This window comes from Candidatus Pelagibacter sp. HIMB1636 (assembly GCF_052047675.1).
In the GTDB taxonomy this organism is placed as follows: Bacteria; Pseudomonadota; Alphaproteobacteria; order Pelagibacterales; family Pelagibacteraceae; genus Pelagibacter.
Genome location: NZ_JBNAJP010000001.1, coordinates 1,210,230 through 1,228,844 on the forward strand (window position 1 = coordinate 1,210,230; position 18,615 = coordinate 1,228,844).

Below are 18,615 nucleotides of genomic sequence, written 5' to 3' on the forward strand. Positions count from 1 at the left end.
GACTTTTATATGAAACCTTTAAACAAAGTAATTATTAACAAAGACACTTCATTCAATCCCCTTTGGATAATGAGGCAGGCAGGTAGATATTTGCCAGAGTTTAGAGAAATCAGAAAAAAAAATCCTGATTTCATTAATCTATGTTTAAATGATAACTTATCAGCAGAAATAACATTACAACCATTAAAAAGATTTAATATTGACGCTGCAATAATTTTTTCTGATATTTTAATGTTACCTTATGGTTTGGGTCAAAAAGTAAAATTTGAAAAAAATTTTGGTCCAAAACTAGATAGTATAGATTTAAATGAGATAGCAAAATTAGATGAAATAGATTTTGTTGAAAAAATATATCCTGTTTATAAAGCGATTAAAAAAGTAAGCTCTGATCCAATAGTAAAAGATAAAAATACTATTGGATTTGTGGGTGCCCCTTGGACTCTTTTAGTTTATATGATTAATCTAAAATCTCCAAAAAAAGAATTGAATACAGACTTTTTTAAGGATGATTTTTTAATAAATAGAATTTTATTAATTATAGAAAAATTTTTAAAAGTACATATTAAAAACCAAATAGATAACGGAGCAAATGTTATCCAAATTTTTGATAGCTGGGCTGGTTTATTAGAAGAAAAAGATTTACCAAATTATATCTATACACCTACTTTAAGTTTAGTAGAATATGTTAGATCTCTGAATGTACCAGTAATATGTTTTCCAAGAGAGATTAAAAATTATAAAGAATTTTGTGAGATAGTTAAGCCCGATGCGATAAGCATTGATTATAATGTTGATCCTAAAAAAATACTTAAAAATATAAAAATTCCTATTCAAGGAGGTTTAGATCCAAAAGTACTTTTAACAGACTATGAAAATTTGAAGAAAGAAACTTCTAAATATTTAGAAATTTTTAAGGATCATCCATATATATTCAATCTAGGGCATGGTATTCTTCCAGAAACAAATCCCGAGATGGTCGAAAACTTAATTAAAATAGTAAAAAATAGTTAAATCATGGATAAAAATCATCCACCAATAAAGTATGGGAAAACAGGGGTCCTGATAATTAATTTGGGTACCCCAGATTCAACAAATTGGTTTGATATTAGAAAATATTTAAAAGAATTTTTGTCAGACAAAAGAGTAATTGAAGCAAATCCCATAATTTGGCAAATAATTTTAAACTTATTTATTTTAACTTTCAGACCTTCTAAAACTGCTAAGGCTTATAAAGAAATTTGGATGAAAAATGAAAATATGTCACCACTTCTTTATTATACAAAAAAACAAAGCGAGAAAACTTCTAAGTTATTACAAAAAGAAAACATCGTTTTAGATTTTGCAATGAGATATGGAAATCCAAGTATTAAAAGTAAAATAAATAAATTACACGAGATGGGCTGCGAAAATTTAGTAATCCTTCCCCTTTATCCTCAATATGCAGCTGCAACAACCGCGACAGTTTGTGATGAAGTTTATAGAACACTAATGAAAATGAGATGGCAGCCTTCCCTGAAAATAATACCACACTATGAATCCAATCCCCTCTACATAGAAGCACTAGTTAATTCAATTAATAAAAAAATTAATGAAATTGATTGGAAACCAGACCTAATCGTAGCTTCATACCACGGTATACCAAAAAATTATTTTGATAAAGGAGACCCGTATCATTGCTATTGTCATAAAACAACGAGACTTATTTCAGAACAGTTTAATTCTATAAAAATCAAAACTACCTTTCAGTCAAGATTTGGCCCACAAGAATGGCTTCAACCGTACACTGACAAAACATTAGAAAATTTACCCAAAGAAGGAATTAAAAATATCCTCACAATTTGTCCAGGCTTTTCATCTGATTGTGTGGAAACGTTGGAGGAAATATTAATTCAAGGAAAAGAAAGTTTTATAAATGCTGGAGGAATAAACTTTGATATGGTTCCATGTTTAAATGACAATGATGATCATATTATTTTATTAAAATCTTTAATTGAAAAAAATATTTGATGAATGAATACTTATTTGCTTTTTAAGTCCTTGCATTTAATTGCTGTTATTTCCTGGATGGCTGGTCTTTTATATCTTCCAAGAATTTTTGTTTATCATGTTGAAAACAAAGAAAAAAAAGAAACCACTGACATTTTTATTTTGATGGAGAAGAGATTATACAATTACATTATGCGTCCTGCTATGTTGCTAACATGGGCTTTTGGATTAATATTAATTTACTTAATTGGGTTTGAAGTTTTTTTAAATTTATGGATGCAAATCAAATTGGTTTTGATATTGCTTCTTTCAATTTATCATGAATATTTAGGCAAATGTCTTCAAGCATTGAAAAATGAAACAAACGTAAGATCTTCTCAATTTTTTAGAATTATTAATGAAGTACCAACTGTAATTTTAATTATTGTTGTATTTTTAGCTATTTTTAAGCCAATCTAGGGTTGAAATAACAAAAACAGCATATATATTATATTTATTGATAAGTCCTTATCAGCAAACTAATCATGAATATTCAAGAACTAAAACTTAAATCATCTGAACAGCTAATTACACAAGCAGAAGAGCTTGGTATTGAAAATGCTAGCACACTAAGAAAACAGGAAATTCTTTTTGCAATTCTTAAAAAAGTTGCAGAAAAAGAGGAAATAACAGGTGTTGGTGTCTTGCAGTTACTACAAGATGGGTTTGGTTTCCTTAGAGCAATGGAGTCTAATTATCTTCCAGGACCGGATGATATATATGTTAGCCCAAGTCAGATTAGAAAATTTGGTTTAAGAACTGGAGATACTGTTGAAGGACCAGTTAGAGCTCCTAAGGAAGGTGAAAGATATTTTGCATTACTACAAGTTAGTAAAATAAATTTTGAAGAGCCAGAAAAAGCAAGACACAAAATTGCATTCGATAACTTAACGCCGTTATATCCAGACAAACAATTGGTGATGGAAATTGAAAAAACCAAGGTAGAAAAAAAACCAGATCTTACCCCAAGATTGATTGATTTAGTTAGCCCAATCGGAAAAGGTCAAAGATCTATAATTATTTCACCTCCTAAAGCCGGTAAGACTATGATTTTACAAAGCATAGCAAACTCAATAGCTAAAAACTATCCAGAGTGTTATCTTATAGTCTTATTGATAGACGAAAGACCAGAGGAAGTTACAGATATGCAAAGAACTGTAAAAGGTGAAGTAATTAGTTCCACATTTGACGAACCAGCACAAAGACACGTAGCTGTTGCTGAAATGGTTATTGAAAAAGCAAAAAGGTTAACAGAGCATAAAAAAGACGTTGTTATCTTATTAGACTCCATCACAAGATTAGGAAGAGCTTATAATGCTGTAATACCAAGTTCAGGAAAGGTTTTAACAGGAGGTGTGGATGCAAATGCACTTCAGAGACCAAAAAGATTTTTTGGTGCAGCAAGAAACATTGAAGAAGGTGGATCGTTAACTATTATTTCTACTGCACTAATTGATACCGGAAGTAGAATGGATGAAGTAATTTTTGAAGAATTTAAAGGGACAGGAAATAGTGAAACTGTTCTGGATAGAAAAATTGCAGATAAAAGAATTTATCCTGCAATTGATATAACAAAGTCTGGGACAAGAAGAGAAGAGTTGTTATTTGAGAAAAATGATTTGCAAAAAATGAATGTACTAAGAAGAATAATTGCTCCAATGGGAACAATGGACGCAATAGAGTTTATAAACTCAAAATTGAAAGATACCAAAAATAACGCTGAGTTCTTTAACTCAATGAATAAACCTTCTTAAAATTTTATGAATGATCTTGATAAAGATCTTGCAAACAAATTTCTAAAATTTTTAAATAATAAGCAATTTGAAAGACTTCAGTTTGAAGCAGAAATGTTAGGAGATATTGAAAAACAGCATTCTCTAATCAAATTTTATTATGCTTCATCAATTTACCTAAAAGAAACCTCTAAGAATAAGGATTTATTGATTGCATCATCTTTATTCGAACAAGTCCACACTGCAAATAAAAATCATCTTCAATCACTATACAACATGGTAGCTGTAAGTTTTAAAACAAAGGTTTTTAAAAACGTATTACCCTTACTAATAAAAGCATATGAAAATAATAAAAATGACTTGAAATTAATTGAAGGTTTGGCTCGAGTTCATTTTTATCTTGGAAATAGAAAAGAGTCTATTCAACTGTTCAAGATATTATATGAGATGTCACCAGAAAAACTTGAAGGTCGTTTACCTTTCATTTCTTCTTTAAATTATTCGAGCGGCATCTCTCAAGAGGAGTATTTAAAGCAATGCTTGAGTTATACACATTTACTTGAAAAAAAATTAAATATTAAAGACGATGACTTCAATTTTAATATTCATAAAAATGATAAGATAAAAGTAGGATTTTTATCAGGAGATTTAAAAACTCATTCGGTATCTCATTTTTTAAAAGATATTCTTATTAAAATAAATAAAGATGAATTTGAAATAAATCTTATATCAAATTTAAAGTTAATTGATAATGATGTAATGAGCGAACAATTAAAGAAAGAGGCAAAAAATTGGTACGATGTAGAACAATTTTCTGACAATGAATTAACTGATTTCTTAAGATCTCTAAATTTTGATATTTTGATTGATTTAAGTGGATTTACTCATGGAAATAGATTTGAAGTTCTTGCGAGAAGATGTGCAAAAATACAAATAGAATGGTTGGGATATAATAATAGTTTAGGTATAAAAAATTTAGATTATTTAATCTCTGACCATAATTTAATAAAGAAAGATGAATTAAATCATTATAAAGAAAAAATATTATTTTTACCAAAGATATGGAATGCACTTAGCTCTCCAAAAAATTTACCAGAAATTAACAATGAAACTAGAAAAAATAATTCTGAATTTATTTTTTGTTCTTTCAATAATTTTCAAAAATTATCAGATAGGACAATTATTGTTTGGTCTAAAATTTTAAAAGATACAAGTTCTAAAATTTTATTAAAAAATTCTTTAGTAGGTGGTGAAGATTTAAAAAATAATATTTTAAATAAATTTTTAAAAAATGGTGTAAAAAAATGGCAATTGGTATTTTTGGAAAGAGAAAAAGATATATCTGACCACTTAAAATTATATAATAAAGCAAATGTTGCACTTGATACTTTCCCTTATCCAGGTGTAACAACCTCCTATGAAGCATTGCTTATGGGTTTACCCGTTTTGACTATGAAAGGTTTTAATTTTAATTCTCGTTGTGGTGAAAGTATTAATAAAAACATAGGCATGGAACACTTAATTGCTCTAGATGATGAAGACTACGTAAATAAAGCTAATTCTTTAAGGACCGAAAATAATATTATAGAAGTCTATGGAGAAAAATTAAGAAATAAAGTACTGATGTCTCCTTTATTTGACACTGATAGCTTTACAAAGGATTTTGAAGATCTCTTAAAAAAAGTTAATAGTCAGCATTAGTCATTAAGTTTTAAATTGCATTTATAAAATTTATAAACTGAATATAATAATGTGATGACTATTTTTGCACTTTCATCTGGACCTGGTGTTGCAGGAGTTTCTGTTGTTAGAGTTTCAGGAAAAGATACTTCTAAAGTAATTAAACTTTTAACGGGTAAAAATCTTCCAAATCCAAGAGTAGCAACTTTAAGAAAAATCAATAAAATCAACACTTGTGAGCTAATTGATGAAGGTATAATATTATGGTTTCCGGGACCTGAGAGCTACACAGGTGAAGATATGGCTGAAATTCAAGTTCATGGTAGCAAAGCCGTAGTAGACGCTCTCCACTCTTCTATTTCTCAAATTGAAAATTGTAGATTAGCAGAGCCAGGTGAATTTACTAAACTTGCATTTCAAAATGGAAAAATAAACCTATTAGAAGCAGAAAGTATAGCTGATCTAATTTCATCTGAAACAGAAATTCAAAGACAACAAGCAATCAAAATTATGAATGGTAAGTCTGCAGATCAATTTAATTTTCTAAGAGAAAAAATTTTAAAAATTTTATCTCATGTCGAGGCTAAAATTGATTTTCCCGATGAAGATTTGCCAAACAATATCCTGGATGAAATCAAAAATAATGTAAATGAAGTTATTCAAAAAATTGAAAAGATTTTAAATGATCAAAAAGTTGGAGAAAGAATTAGAGAAGGTTTTAAGATTGCAATTCTTGGACCTACTAATGCAGGAAAATCTAGTTTAATAAATCATTTATCAAATAGAGATGTTGCAATTGTTTCGGAAATAGCTGGTACTACAAGAGATGTTGTAGAAACTCATCTTAATATAGATGGTTATCCCGTAATAATATCTGACACAGCAGGTATAAGAGAATCTAAAGATGAGATAGAAAAAAAAGGTATTAAATTATCTTTAAATAGAGCCGAAGAAGCAGATTTAAAGCTTGTAGTGGTAGATGCAAAAAGCCTTGATTTTACTGATGTTTTGAAGGGTTTATTAGATGAAAATGCAATTTTAGTTATAAACAAGTCTGATCTTCTAGAAAAAGAAATTGATTCAGAAATAAATAATTTAAATCATGTTTTAATTTCAATTAAAGACAATAAAAATATTGATGAACTAATCTCAAAAATAAAAAATAATTTAAAAAATAAATTTATAACTAGTGATGACATTTTAATTACTAGAGAAAGGCACAGACAACATTTAGAACAGTGTTTAGACCATTTAAATAATTTTAATCAAAAAAAAGAAATAGAGGATTTTGATAAAGCAGCAGAAGATTTAAGATTAGCCACAAGACATTTGGGTATGATCGTTGGAAAAGTTGATGTAGAAGAGATATTAGGTAGTATTTTCAATGATTTTTGCATCGGTAAGTAATCCCCTATTTTCCTTGTTTTTTAGACGCTTTTTATCCAAAACTATTGATAATTAACGCTTATTTACAAAAAATTAAGCCTATCTTGTAAATTATGTAATCACATATAAATTCAACCCATGAAAGATGATTTTTCATTTGATGTAGTTGTAATTGGTGGAGGTCATGCAGGATGTGAGGCAGCTGCAGCTTCTGCTCGACTAGGAGTTAACACTGCCCTATTTACCCATAAAATAGAAACTATTGGTGAGATGTCATGTAACCCTGCAATTGGTGGTTTGGGTAAAGGTCATTTAGTTCGAGAAATAGATGCACTTGATGGTGTTATGGGCGATGTTGCAGATAAATCAGGCATACAATTTAGATTATTAAATAGAAGTAGAGGTCCAGCTGTACGTGGACCAAGAACTCAATCAGATAGAGCACTTTACCGTAAATTTATGCAAGAAAAACTTATAAATTACTGTAATTTAAGCATTTTTTCAGATCCTGTTATAAAGTTTATTTTTAATAATAATGCTATAAGTGGTTTTGAAACAAAAGAAGGTAAGAAGGTATCATGTAACAAGTTAATACTAACAACAGGAACTTTTTTAAATGGTTTGATACATATAGGTGATGAAAGAACACCAGCAGGTAGGTATGACGAAAAACCTTCAACAGGTTTAAGTGAACAATTAGCAAAATATGATTTTAGAATTGGAAGATTAAAAACCGGAACACCTCCAAGATTAGATGCAAGAACGATTAATTTTGAAAACCTTGAAGAACAATTTGCAGATGATGATCCATATTTTTTTTCTTTCCTAACAAAAAAAAATTTAAACAAACAAGTGTCATGTCGAATGACTTATACCAATGAGAAGGTTCATAAGATTATAGAAAAAAATTTATCTAAAAGTGCAATGTACTCAGGTAATATAAAAGGAGTAGGTCCAAGATATTGTCCATCTATAGAAGATAAGATAGTAAAATTTGCAGATAAAGTTCGTCATCAGATTTTTTTAGAGCCAGAAGGGCTTAATGATCACACAATTTACCCAAATGGGATCTCCACGTCGCTTCCAGCTGATGTACAAGAAGAAATATGTAATAATATCAATGGTTTAGAGAATGTTACTATTATAAGACCAGGATATGCTATAGAATATGACTATATAGATCCACGTGAACTATTCTTGACCCTTGAAACTAAGAAGATCAGCAATCTTTATCTCGCTGGGCAGATTAACGGAACAACAGGATATGAAGAAGCAGCTGCGCAAGGCCTTATAGCCGGTATAAATGCAGCTTTATCTGTTAAAAATTCTGAGCCTTTTATCCTTGATAGATCCGATGCCTACATTGGAGTAATGATTGATGATTTAGTTACTAAGGGTGTTGCGGAGCCATACCGTATGTTTACATCAAGAGCAGAATATCGACTAAGTTTGAGAGCAGACAATGCAGATCAAAGATTAACAGCTAAAGGAATAGAAATTGGGTTAATTGGAGAGGAAAGAAAAGCCTTATATTTGGATAAGTTCGACAAAATTGAAAAAATTAATTTAAAAATGAATAAATCTAGTATTTCACCATCTAAAGCTGAAAAATTTGGCATTAAAATAGCAAAAGATGGAATATTGAGATCTTCAAATGAGGTGCTAACCCAAAAAGACGTAAATATGAATAAAATTAGAGAAATATGGCCTGAAATACCCTATTTTAGTAAAGAAATAGATGAACAAATAGAAATTAATGCTCATTATAGGGGATATTTAAAAAAGCAAAAAGCAGATATCTTAGCATTTAAGAGGGATGAGAACTTAATTATTCCTGATAAAATTAATTATGACATGCTTTCAGGTTTGTCTAATGAGGTTAAAGCTAAATTCAAAGAAATAAAGCCTAAAACTATGGGTCAAGCTTTAAGAATTGATGGAATAACCCCAGCAGCTGTATATATTTTGTTGTCACACGTAAAAAGAAAGTCTATTAAGCATATAGCTTAATGGATCAAGAAATTTTAAATTCTTACTCTAGACTTAATAATCTAAATGTTTCACGTGAAACATTTTTAGATTTTGAAAACTATATATCTCTGATTCTGGAAAAAAATAAAAAAATTAATATAATTGGCCAAAATACAGCATCAAAAAATACAATAATTGAGCGTCATATAATAGATTCAGCACAAATAATTGATTTTGTTGATTTAAATTGCAACACAACAACCGATTTAGGTTCTGGAGCTGGTTTACCAGGAATAATAGTAGCTATTATACTAAAAAACATGAAAAATAAAATGAAAGTGCATCTATATGAAAAAAGCTACCACAAAAGCCATTTTTTGAAGGAAGTTTCAGAAAAATTAAATCTAAATACAAAAATTTTTCAAAAAAATATTTTTGAGATAAAAAATTTAGAGACAGGAACAATTATGTCGAGAGCGTTTAAACCTATGCCTGTGGTTTTAGATTTAGTTTATGAAAACTTTTCGAAATATAAAAATTTAGTTTTTTTTATGGGTAAAAGCGGAAAAAAAGTTTTTGAAAATTCTAAAAAAAAATGGAATTTGGAATATATAGAAAAGAAAAGTTTAACAAGTAAGGATTCATTTTTGATAAATATAAAAAAAATTAAAAAAAAAATAATAAAAAAATAAAAAGAAGTTAAAAAAAATTAAATGCAAATTATTTCAGTCATAAATCAAAAGGGTGGGGTAGGAAAAACTACAACGGTAATAAATCTTGCAGCAGGACTATCACAACATAATAAAAAAATTTTAGTTATAGATCTAGATCCTCAGGGAAATGCAACTACAGGTCTTGGATTATCTAATATGGATAACTCAACAGATACAATCTATGGGGTTTTGAATGGAACTAAAGAAATTAATCAAGTAATCAAGAAAACACAGTTTGAAAATTTGGATTTGGTAACTTCTAATGTTGACTTATCAGGTCTAGAGGTTGAAACAGCTGATGATAAAAATAGAGCTTTTATTTTAAAGCATAAATTAGCCTCTTATTTAAATGATTCTAGAGGATCCTATGATTATATACTGATAGACTGCCCCCCTTCACTTAGCCTGTTGACTGTTATGGCCCTTGTATGTTCAGGTTCGCTTCTGGTTCCTTTACAGACAGAATTTTTTGCTCTTGAAGGCCTAACTCAGCTTATGAAGACAATTGAAAGAATAAAAGTAAGTTTAAATCCAGAATTAAAAATCAGAGGTATACTTTTAACGATGTATGACAAGAGAAATAAATTATCTTCACAAGTTGAAAAAGAAGCAAGAGATTATTTTAGTGAAAAAGTTTACTCAACAGTCATACCTAGGAATGTTAGATTATCAGAGGCACCTTCTCATGGAATGCCAGTTTTAATTTATGATAGATCATGTCCAGGTAGTAAGTCATATTTTAGTTTTACTGATGAATTTATAAATCAAGAGTCAACAATAGGAAGTGCTGCTTAATGGATAAAATTAAAAAAGGTTTAGGGAGAGGTTTATCATCATTGATAGGAGAAACAAAAGTAGAGCAGAAGAAAAACCAATTGCAAATTAGTGATCTTGTTCCAAATAAATATCAGCCAAGGAAAATATTTGATGAAAATAATTTAATTGATCTAACAAATTCAATTAAAGAAAGGGGAATGATACAACCAATCATTGTTAGAAAATCAAATGATAGTGATGGAAAATTTGAAATAATAGCAGGAGAGAGAAGGTGGCTTGCAGCACAAAAGGCAGGTCTGCATAATGTCCCTGTTGTTATTACTGAAGCTGACGATTTAAAATCTTTAGAGTTTGCAATTGTAGAAAATGTTCAAAGACATGATTTAAACCCTCTCGAGGAAGCTCAAGGTTATAAAAGATTAATTGATGAATTTTCTTATGACCAAGAAAAAGTATCAAAATTTATTGGTAAAAGTCGAAGTTATATTACAAATTCTTTAAGATTATTAACTTTGCCTAATGATATAATCAAATTAATAGAATCCCAAAAGTTAACAGTCGGTCATGCAAAATTATTAGTTGGTCTTGATAATGCAATTTTTGCTGCAAATAAAATTGTTGAAAAAAAACTTTCTGTAAGGCAGGCAGAAAATTTTGTAAAAATATTTAAAAATAAAAGAAATTCTTCGAAAATTTCAAAAGATCCAAATATTCTTGCATTAGAACTTTCTGTCTCTAATAAAATAGGTTTAAATGTAGCTATAAATAACAATATCAGGAATAAAGGTAAGATAACTTTTGAATATAAAGGTCTAGATCAGCTCAATAAAATTATTGAAATAATCAAGGATAATTACTAGTTTTTGAATTTGTATGTTCAAAAATAAAATCAGATACTAAACTTATCGAACTATTTATATTTTTCTTTATCACAAGTTCTAAAGTATTTAATTCGATCAGTAAGTCCCTAATGCTGTTTGGGTTCCATTTGTAAATTTGCTGAATTGTTATATCTTTGTTTTTCCAGAATATTGGTGGTTTTGCCGAAGATATTACTAGTTCTATATTTTTGTTTTTGTAATAATTTTTAGATAAATTTAATAATTGTTTTGCTTTATTTAAAAAAGTTCTTACGATAATTATACAATCTTCGTTATTAAAATTATTCTCATTTAGAATATTTATTATTTTTTGTTTATTTTTTGCTAAACAGTGATCAATTAATTCTGAAATATTATAATTCTCGCTTAGATTAATTATTTTTGTCAAATTATTTGAATTAATTTTTTTTCCACTAATTGTATAAGCTTCAATTTTTTTTAATTCATTAGCTAAAGTTTTTCTATTGTTTACAGATTTTGATATCAGCAGATTTATACTTTCTCTAGAAATTAAAACATTTTTTTTTCTAAAAAAATCATTTGCTAAAGTAAATAAATTTTGCTCATTATCTGGATAAAAGGCAATACAGATACATTCTTTTTTCTTTTCAAAAAAATTTCTTAATTTTGATTTTTTATCTAGAGCTTCTGAATTAATTATTAATTTAACACCCACAATGTTTTTTGCATATAAAATTTCAACAAAATTTAATATTTTATTATCTGCTCTATTTATAATAATTATTTTTTTTTCTTCAAAAAGTGATCTAGTTAAAATATCACTCAAAATTTGATCTATATTGGTTAATATTTCGTTTTGATCATATTTAAATATTTCATTTTTATTTTCATTTTTAAGAACTAAATTTATAGACTCGTCCTTTAGACCTTCGTTGTTTCCGTGAAATAATAAAAGATTATTTTTATTGTTAATCTTTTTTAATTCGTAGTGCTTTAAAATCATTTAAGTGTTGATATTTTCACGATAAATTCATCAATTTTAGAAGTTACAAAATTATTTTTAATACTATCCTCATATTCTTTTAATTCGAATTTATTGTTAATATTTTTAATTTTAGTTTCTTCCTCAAAAAATATTCTTTTGTTATCTTTATTTATGATTTGAAACTCAATTCTAGATTTAATTATAAATTGTGTTGTATCCCCAGCCTTATCTTTTGATAAATCATCTTTACTAAATCTAGTAAATATTTTAATTTTTAATTTATTTTTTGAGTTATCATTAGAATATCTATTCATTGTTGTTTTTATTATCGAATTCATTTTAATGTCACCATCTAATGATATTATTTCAAAGTTATATTTTTGATCTTCTATATTTTTATACAAAGAGCTGTAACCACACTGGTTTAATATTAAAAATATTATAGTTATGAATACAATTTTTTTATTCATCTTAAATTATAAAATTAATTATTTTATTTTGAACGTAAATTTGTTTTTTTATCTTTTTTTCAAGAAAATATTTTTTTAATTTTTCACTTTCATTAATTTTTTTTAAAATCTCTTTTTCATCTATATCTTTTTTAACTTCTATTGCAGATCTTTTTTTTCCATTGATTTGTATTACAAGAGTTATGAAGTTATCGTCTAAATATTTAGCATCATATGAAGGCCAAATTATATTATTATCTTTTTCTAGTAATCTTAAACATTCACTTGAAAAATGTGGTAATATTGGATTCATTAAAATTAAAATTTTCACATAATTTCTTAATATCGTCTCTTTCGTATATCCATTTTCAATCTCTTTAAATAAAAATGAATACATAGTATGTAAGTTGGCAATTATTATGTTATAATGAAAATTTTCTAAGTTATCTGTTATTTTTTTTACAATCCTATTAGTATATTGCTCAATTTTATCATCATTATCCTTCTTGTGGGTCTTATTTATTTCTTGATGAACCTTTGAATTTAAATTCCATAATTTTTGTAAAAATTTATAGGCTGATGATATCCCTTCCTCCGACCATTGAACATCTTTCTCCGGTGGACTGTCAGATAAAATAAATAGCCTTACTGAGTCAGCACCATAGTTTTTAATAATTTCTTCTGGATCAATTGTATTTTTTTTTGATTTAGACATTGATTCTGAGGGACCTATTTTTACCTCTACAGAATTGTCTGTTTTCAGTACCTTCTTCCCATTTAAAGTTGTTATTTCATCAGGACTAATCCAATTATTTTGATTATCTTTATATGTTTCGTGACAAACCATTCCTTGTGTAAATAAGCCTTTAAATGGTTCATCAGTATTAATAATCTTATTCTGATAATTTAAAGCTCTCATGAAAAACCTTGAATATAACAAATGAAGAATGGCGTGTTCAATTCCACCGATGTATTGGTCTACTGGCATCCAATAATCAACATCATTTTTATCAAACCCATAATCTATTTTATTAGGAGAACAAAATCTTAAGTAATACCAAGATGAGCATACAAAAGTATCAAGAGTATCTGTTTCTCTTAAATAGGTTTTGCCATCAAAAGTAATTTCCTTCCATTTTTGTTGGCTGTCGAGTGGATTACCTTTTACATTTAGGTCTATATTTTCAGGAAGTTTAACAGGAAGCATTGATTTGGGAATTGGGTGAATATCACCATTTTCATCATAAGCAACTGGAATAGGACATCCCCAGTATCTTTGTCTAGATACTCCCCAGTCTTTTAATCTGTAATTAATTTTTTTCTTTCCAAGTTTTTTTTTTTCTAAAATATTTATTGTTTCTAATACAGATTTTTCTGGTACCTGCAGGCCGTTTAAGAATTGAGAATTAATTATTTCACCTGGACCAGAATAAGCCTTATCAATAACTTCAAACTTATCAGACTCCTCTATAGGCTTTACCACTGTTTTAATTTCAAGATTATATTTTTTTGCAAAATCAAAGTCTCGCTGGTCATGAGCAGGACAACCAAACACAGCACCAAATCCGTAGTCCATGAGAACAAAATTTGCAAAATAAACTGGTACTTTTTGAGAAGGATTCAAGGGATTAATTGCATACAGATTTGTTTTAAAACCTATTTTTTCAGCCACCGCAATTGATTCTTCGGTTGTACCAGACTTAGAACACATTTCTTTAAATTTTTTAAAATCTTTGTCGTTTTTATAAAATTTAGAAACTTCATGATCTACAGATAAAGCTAAAAATGAAAAACCAAACAGAGTATCAGGTCTTGTAGTAAAACATTTTATATTTGTAACCGGGAGATCTCCAACAATTTTAAAATCAATCTCACACCCAAATGATTTACCAATCCAGTTTTTCTGCATTACCTTAACTTTATTTGGCCACTGATCTAGTGTGTCTAAACCCTCAAGCAGCGATTCAGAAAATTCTGATATTTTAAAAAACCATTGATTTAATTTTTTTCTTTCAACAGGAGCTCCTGATCTCCATCCCTTCCCATCAATCACTTGCTCATTTGCAAGTACTGTTTGGTCAACTGGATCCCAGTTTACATAATTTTCTTTTCTGTACACAAGTTTTTTTTCTAGGAGCTCTAAAAAAAACATTTGTTGATGCTTATAGTAATCTTCTGAGCAAGTAGATATTTCTCTGTCCCAATCAACAGATAAACCTAACCTTTTTAACTGTGATTTCATATTTAATATATTGCTCTCAGTCCAATCTTTTGGATCTAAATTGTTTTGTTTTGCTGCATTTTCTGCGGGCATACCAAAAGAATCCCATCCCATTGGATGGAGTACATTAAAGCCTTGAAGTTTTTTAAATCTAGCTAACACATCTCCAATTGTGTAATTTCTTACATGTCCCATATGTATTTTTCCGGATGGATAAGGAAACATCTCTAAACAATAAAACTTTTTTTGGTTTTTATCAGTGGTTGTTTTGAATGATTTATTTATTTCCCAATTTTTTTGCCACTTTGCTTCGATATCTTTAAAATTATATCTTTCCACTAATCTTATTTTAATTTTTATTTTTGTCTGTCGAAACCTACGTATTCCTCAACCTCTTGTTCGTCAGTTGTTTTTTTGTAGGTTGCTGCTATTTTAAGAATTTGTTTTTTTAATTCTCTAGCAAGAGAACTAGTTTTATTTTTAATAATACAATTATTATTTTGATCACATTTTTTATAAAATATTTTAATACTGATAGCATCTGATCTAACTTCATTTGTTAGAAAACGAATTGTTAATTTGATACTTTCATCGGGACTATTAATGTCACTATACCAATCTGTAATTATCATTCCGCCGCTATAATTTACTGAGGCTAATGGCATGAAATCTATCACATCTAAAGAAGCTCTCCATAATTCGTTTGAACTTGCAAACTCAAAATTTCCACCACCTCTTTTTTTCGCTAGATTTGTAAGTCGAAAACCTTTACCTTGCTCTATATTTCTTTTAACTCTTTCTCTAGCATCATAAGGAACTTTACGAGCATCTGCTCCAGGAAGTTTGCCATTTTTACAACCAGTAATAAAAAGTAATATGATACAAATACTCAGTGGTTTTATTAATTTATTCATAAAAAGTTTATATAAAGGGTTATGTTATTATTAAAATCATATATTTTTCAAAAAATACAAGAAAAATTGGGTTTTTTTGTGTTGTAAAAATACAACATTTTAGAAATTTTTATGAAAATTATAACTTAAAACTCATCTAAACATGGAAAAATGTTAAATCAACGGTGTTTATTATTAATAATAAAAACAAAAGGAGTAATTAATATGAACATTAAAAAAATAGGTTTAACTGCATTAGCAGGTTCACTTGTTGCAGTATCAGCAGCTAATGCTGGTTCTCTAAGTGCTTCTGGTTCAGCAGGAATAACTTTTGCAGGTAATGACACTGGTACTGAAGGTACTGGTTGGTCAATGACTGACGGTGTTACTTTCACTGGTTCTGGTGAAATGGACAACGGTATGACTGTATCTGTAACTTACGAGTTAGATGACGCTAACACTAACGGTGGTGCAATGGATGACAGACTATTAACAATTGACACTAATGGTTTTGGTACAATTACTTTTGGTGGTCACGGTGGTACTTCAGCTATGGGAGCAGTTGATGATGTAACTCCTACTGCATATGGTGAAGCATATGACGTATTAGGTACAGATAACGACATGGCTAATGCAACTACTGGTACATCAATCTTTAATAACATTGGAAGTGCTAGTTCAAACAACATGTTTAGCTGGACATCTGGTGATTTAGTTGATGGTGTTAAGTTAAGTGCATCATATGTACCATCAGACGGAACTACTCAAGTTGAGTCTTCAACTGACTTTGCTATCGAGTACACTGGTGTAGAAGGTTTAACACTAGGTTATGCCGTAGGTGAAGCTAATGCTGAAGGTGGAACTAACAATACTGATAACAACACTATGTATATTAAATATGCATATGGTCCAGTAACAGTTGGTATCCAAGAATCAGAACAAGATGCAAGCGCTGCAACTAATGATGATGAATTCGAAGCTATGGGTATTACATACCAAGTTAACGATGATCTAACTATTGGTTACAACGAATCATCTTACAATGATGGTAACAAAGCTACTGATCAAGAGAACTCTAACATCAGTGCTACTTACTCAATGGGATCTATGACATTATCAGTTGCAATGGTTGAAGAAGCAAATAGAGGTGGATCAACTAGAGCTGTTGACGATGTAAAAGGTTACGAAATAGACCTTGGTTTTGCATTCTAATTTAGTTTAGAATTAAATTATAAAAAGGGCCCCTCTTTGGGGCCTTTTTTTTGCTCAAAATAAGAAATTCCTGAAAAAAAATTACTTGTTGTTAATTTAAGTTTTTTTAAGTTTTTTTTTGAAATACCACCTAATGCAACTATTTTTTTTGAGGTTAAATTTGAAATTATTTTAAATTTATTAATACCTAAAAAATTTTTATTTTTTTTAAATATTGAAGATATAAAAATTTTGTTAACTCTTTGTAGCTCTTTAATTCTTATCTCTTTTAAATTGTGAGCAGACCCAATTATTTCAAATTTTTTTTTATATGAATAAGATAAATGTCTAAAACTATTATTAAAAGCTGGTATATAAACACCATCCAAATCAAGTTTAATTGCAAGCTTTACGTTGTTAGATAAATAAAACTTAAGCTTCTTTTTTTTACAATATTTTTTAATTTTTAAAATATTTTTATCCTCATATCTTATGGAAGTGTAATTTCTATAAATTATAGTTGTTTTCTTGTCTTGATTATCAATATTATTTGTATCAAAATTATTTATAAAGTAATATTTTTTCATAAATTAATATGCATTCCACAATTAAAAATTTAATTGATATTTCAAATAATATAAAAGTATATTCAAATGATTTAAATATTAATAAAAATCTTAAAATTATTGCAGTTTCTAAGACATTTAAAATAGAAAATATTTTACCTTTAATTGAATATGGTCATAAAGATTTCGGTGAAAATAAAGTTCAAGAAGCAGTTGAAAAATGGGTAGACGTTAAAAAAAGAAATCCACATATAAAATTACATATGATAGGGAAATTACAGACAAACAAAGTTAAATTTGCTGTCCAGGTTTTTGATTATATTCATTCTGTTGACAGTGAAAAACTTGCAAAAAAAATATCAGAAGAACAAAATAAAATTAATAAAAAAGTAAAAATTTTTTTACAAGTAAATATTGGTAGTGAAAGTCAAAAATCTGGTATCGATGAGAAAAATTTAGCTAATTTGGTTAGTTATTGCAAAAACCTTAATTTAAAACTAATTGGTTTGATGTGTATACCTCCACTAAACAACGACTCAGAAATTTATTTCAAGAAAATGAAAAAATTGACCTCTGATTTGGGCTTTGATGAACTAAGTATGGGAATGTCTTCAGATTACATTAAAGCAATTAAAAATTCCGCCACTTATGTTAGATTAGGTTCTTGTATTTTTGGTAAAAGAAATTAAAAAATTTTTATCTTCGAATTTTTATTAATTAATTTAAGCAATATTATAAAATCTTTTTGACTCAAAGCAATACAGCCAGCTGTAGGTTTATAATTCTTGGTTAAGTGAATGAAGATGCAACTTCCAAGTCCAACTAGAGGTTTAATGAAGTTATACTTTATTGGAATAAGTAGATCATATTTATAATCTTTTCTTTTTAGTTTCTCATGTTTAATTTTTATATTTTTTTTTATTATTTTATTATACTTACTTGGAAATCGAATATCATTGCTCCATCCCATTTTCTCAGTAATTTCAATACATTTTAACAGTGTTTTGGGTTTTTTTATACGATCTCTTCTAAAGTAAAGGTTTTCAATTTTAAAGGTTCCTTTTGGAGTTTTTTTATCTCCTTCTTTTTTATTTTTTGAAGAACCATTTTTTCCTATACAACACTTGAATTTAAAATTATCTATCTCGAGAGTATGTTTATTTTTAACAAAAATTGTCATATT

18 protein-coding genes are annotated in these 18,615 nt (G+C 28.2%); 12 read left to right on the forward strand and 6 right to left on the reverse strand.

Translation table 11 applies throughout. The features are described from left to right. Positions 1 to 9: 9 nt before the first annotated feature. From hemE to ACTTA6_RS06425, 10 genes are all read left to right on the forward strand, one after another. A complete protein-coding gene (gene hemE / locus ACTTA6_RS06380) occupies positions 10 to 1,011 on the forward strand; it encodes a uroporphyrinogen decarboxylase (RefSeq protein ID WP_440613595.1) in 1,002 nt (333 codons plus the stop codon). Positions 1,012 to 1,014: 3 nt separating this feature from the next. Further along, on the forward strand, positions 1,015 to 2,007 hold the full coding sequence (hemH, locus tag ACTTA6_RS06385; RefSeq protein ID WP_440613594.1) for a ferrochelatase: 993 nt from the start codon (positions 1,015 to 1,017) through the stop codon (positions 2,005 to 2,007). Positions 2,008 to 2,010: 3 nt separating this feature from the next. Then, positions 2,011 to 2,445, forward strand: coding sequence for a protoporphyrinogen oxidase HemJ (gene hemJ, locus ACTTA6_RS06390; protein WP_440613593.1), 435 nt, complete (start codon positions 2,011 to 2,013; stop codon positions 2,443 to 2,445). 65 nt (positions 2,446 to 2,510) lie between these two features. Then, on the forward strand, positions 2,511 to 3,779 hold the full coding sequence (gene rho / locus ACTTA6_RS06395) for a transcription termination factor Rho (RefSeq protein WP_440613592.1): 1,269 nt from the start codon (positions 2,511 to 2,513) through the stop codon (positions 3,777 to 3,779). Between the two features lie 6 nt (positions 3,780 to 3,785). Continuing rightward, positions 3,786 to 5,459 carry an O-linked N-acetylglucosamine transferase, SPINDLY family protein gene (locus ACTTA6_RS06400; RefSeq protein ID WP_440613591.1) on the forward strand — a complete coding sequence of 558 codons (1,674 nt, stop codon included), beginning with the start codon at positions 3,786 to 3,788 and terminating at the stop codon, positions 5,457 to 5,459. Positions 5,460 to 5,513: 54 nt separating this feature from the next. Further along, a complete protein-coding gene (mnmE, locus tag ACTTA6_RS06405) occupies positions 5,514 to 6,845 on the forward strand; it encodes a tRNA uridine-5-carboxymethylaminomethyl(34) synthesis GTPase MnmE (protein ID WP_440613590.1) in 1,332 nt (443 codons plus the stop codon). A 117-nt stretch (positions 6,846 to 6,962) separates the two neighbouring features. Further along, entirely contained in the window at positions 6,963 to 8,834 is a 1,872-nt protein-coding gene (mnmG, locus tag ACTTA6_RS06410) for a tRNA uridine-5-carboxymethylaminomethyl(34) synthesis enzyme MnmG (RefSeq protein ID WP_440613589.1), read from the forward strand. Then, positions 8,834 to 9,487, forward strand: a complete 654-nt coding sequence (locus ACTTA6_RS06415) for a 16S rRNA (guanine(527)-N(7))-methyltransferase RsmG (RefSeq protein ID WP_440613588.1) — start codon at positions 8,834 to 8,836, stop codon at positions 9,485 to 9,487. Before mnmG ends, ACTTA6_RS06415 begins: the two co-directional genes overlap by 1 nt. Before the next feature lie 21 nt (positions 9,488 to 9,508). Beyond that, complete coding sequence (locus tag ACTTA6_RS06420; protein WP_440613587.1) at positions 9,509 to 10,303, forward strand: ParA family protein; 795 nt, start codon at positions 9,509 to 9,511, stop codon at positions 10,301 to 10,303. Continuing rightward, complete coding sequence (locus tag ACTTA6_RS06425; protein ID WP_440613586.1) at positions 10,303 to 11,145, forward strand: ParB/RepB/Spo0J family partition protein; 843 nt, start codon at positions 10,303 to 10,305, stop codon at positions 11,143 to 11,145. Before ACTTA6_RS06420 ends, ACTTA6_RS06425 begins: the two co-directional genes overlap by 1 nt. Here the strand turns inward: ACTTA6_RS06425 and holA are convergent. Genes holA through ACTTA6_RS06445 form a run of 4 tightly spaced genes read right to left on the reverse strand, consistent with a single transcriptional unit; the run spans position 11,129 to position 15,696 of the window. Next, the gene (holA, locus tag ACTTA6_RS06430; protein WP_440613585.1) at positions 11,129 to 12,130 is read right to left on the reverse strand and encodes a DNA polymerase III subunit delta; all 1,002 of its coding nucleotides are present in this window, start codon (positions 12,128 to 12,130) and stop codon (positions 11,129 to 11,131) included. The two genes, ACTTA6_RS06425 and holA, sit on opposite strands and share 17 nt — an antisense overlap. Continuing rightward, the gene (locus tag ACTTA6_RS06435) at positions 12,127 to 12,582 is read right to left on the reverse strand and encodes a hypothetical protein (protein WP_440613584.1); all 456 of its coding nucleotides are present in this window, start codon (positions 12,580 to 12,582) and stop codon (positions 12,127 to 12,129) included. The genes holA and ACTTA6_RS06435 overlap by 4 nt, the downstream gene beginning before the upstream one ends. Before the next feature lies 1 nt (position 12,583). Continuing rightward, a complete protein-coding gene (leuS, locus tag ACTTA6_RS06440) occupies positions 12,584 to 15,121 on the reverse strand; it encodes a leucine--tRNA ligase (RefSeq protein ID WP_440680393.1) in 2,538 nt (845 codons plus the stop codon). A gap of 17 nt (positions 15,122 to 15,138) precedes the next feature. Further along, a complete protein-coding gene (locus ACTTA6_RS06445; RefSeq protein ID WP_440613582.1) occupies positions 15,139 to 15,696 on the reverse strand; it encodes a DUF3576 domain-containing protein in 558 nt (185 codons plus the stop codon). A gap of 204 nt (positions 15,697 to 15,900) precedes the next feature. Here ACTTA6_RS06445 and ACTTA6_RS06450 point away from each other — a divergent pair, with 204 nt between their 5' ends. Further along, positions 15,901 to 16,887 (forward strand): porin, encoded by a 987-nt coding sequence (locus ACTTA6_RS06450; RefSeq protein WP_440613581.1) that lies wholly within the window; start codon positions 15,901 to 15,903, stop codon positions 16,885 to 16,887. A gap of 17 nt (positions 16,888 to 16,904) precedes the next feature. Here the strand turns inward: ACTTA6_RS06450 and ACTTA6_RS06455 are convergent, their stop codons facing one another. Beyond that, entirely contained in the window at positions 16,905 to 17,453 is a 549-nt protein-coding gene (locus tag ACTTA6_RS06455) for a thiamine phosphate synthase (RefSeq protein ID WP_440613580.1), read from the reverse strand. 8 nt (positions 17,454 to 17,461) lie between these two features. Here ACTTA6_RS06455 and ACTTA6_RS06460 point away from each other — a divergent pair, with 8 nt between their 5' ends. Continuing rightward, positions 17,462 to 18,121: a YggS family pyridoxal phosphate-dependent enzyme gene (locus ACTTA6_RS06460; protein WP_440613579.1), complete on the forward strand. Its 660-nt coding sequence runs from the start codon at positions 17,462 to 17,464 to the stop codon at positions 18,119 to 18,121. Here ACTTA6_RS06460 and ACTTA6_RS06465 read toward each other — a convergent pair. Beyond that, positions 18,118 to 18,612, reverse strand: a complete 495-nt coding sequence (locus ACTTA6_RS06465; RefSeq protein ID WP_440613578.1) for a L,D-transpeptidase family protein — start codon at positions 18,610 to 18,612, stop codon at positions 18,118 to 18,120. The two genes, ACTTA6_RS06460 and ACTTA6_RS06465, sit on opposite strands and share 4 nt — an antisense overlap. Positions 18,613 to 18,615: the final 3 nt, after the last annotated feature.

Excerpts from the sequence above, each read along its gene's own strand:
- hemE (WP_440613595.1), top strand. The coding sequence starts at position 10 with ATGAAACCTTTAAACAAAGTAATTATTAACAAAGACACTTCATTCAAT.
- hemH (WP_440613594.1), top strand. The coding sequence starts at position 1,015 with ATGGATAAAAATCATCCACCAATAAAGTATGGGAAAACAGGGGTCCTG.
- hemJ (WP_440613593.1), top strand. The coding sequence starts at position 2,011 with ATGAATACTTATTTGCTTTTTAAGTCCTTGCATTTAATTGCTGTTATT.
- rho (WP_440613592.1), top strand. The coding sequence starts at position 2,511 with ATGAATATTCAAGAACTAAAACTTAAATCATCTGAACAGCTAATTACA.
- ACTTA6_RS06400 (WP_440613591.1), top strand. The coding sequence starts at position 3,786 with ATGAATGATCTTGATAAAGATCTTGCAAACAAATTTCTAAAATTTTTA.
- mnmE (WP_440613590.1), top strand. The coding sequence starts at position 5,514 with ATGACTATTTTTGCACTTTCATCTGGACCTGGTGTTGCAGGAGTTTCT.
- mnmG (WP_440613589.1), top strand. The coding sequence starts at position 6,963 with ATGAAAGATGATTTTTCATTTGATGTAGTTGTAATTGGTGGAGGTCAT.
- ACTTA6_RS06415 (WP_440613588.1), top strand. The coding sequence starts at position 8,834 with ATGGATCAAGAAATTTTAAATTCTTACTCTAGACTTAATAATCTAAAT.
- ACTTA6_RS06420 (WP_440613587.1), top strand. The coding sequence starts at position 9,509 with ATGCAAATTATTTCAGTCATAAATCAAAAGGGTGGGGTAGGAAAAACT.
- ACTTA6_RS06425 (WP_440613586.1), top strand. The coding sequence starts at position 10,303 with ATGGATAAAATTAAAAAAGGTTTAGGGAGAGGTTTATCATCATTGATA.
- holA (WP_440613585.1), bottom strand. The coding sequence starts at position 12,130 with ATGATTTTAAAGCACTACGAATTAAAAAAGATTAACAATAAAAATAAT.
- ACTTA6_RS06435 (WP_440613584.1), bottom strand. The coding sequence starts at position 12,582 with ATGAATAAAAAAATTGTATTCATAACTATAATATTTTTAATATTAAAC.
- ACTTA6_RS06445 (WP_440613582.1), bottom strand. The coding sequence starts at position 15,696 with ATGAATAAATTAATAAAACCACTGAGTATTTGTATCATATTACTTTTT.
- ACTTA6_RS06450 (WP_440613581.1), top strand. The coding sequence starts at position 15,901 with ATGAACATTAAAAAAATAGGTTTAACTGCATTAGCAGGTTCACTTGTT.
- ACTTA6_RS06455 (WP_440613580.1), bottom strand. The coding sequence starts at position 17,453 with ATGAAAAAATATTACTTTATAAATAATTTTGATACAAATAATATTGAT.
- ACTTA6_RS06460 (WP_440613579.1), top strand. The coding sequence starts at position 17,462 with ATGCATTCCACAATTAAAAATTTAATTGATATTTCAAATAATATAAAA.
- ACTTA6_RS06465 (WP_440613578.1), bottom strand. The coding sequence starts at position 18,612 with ATGACAATTTTTGTTAAAAATAAACATACTCTCGAGATAGATAATTTT.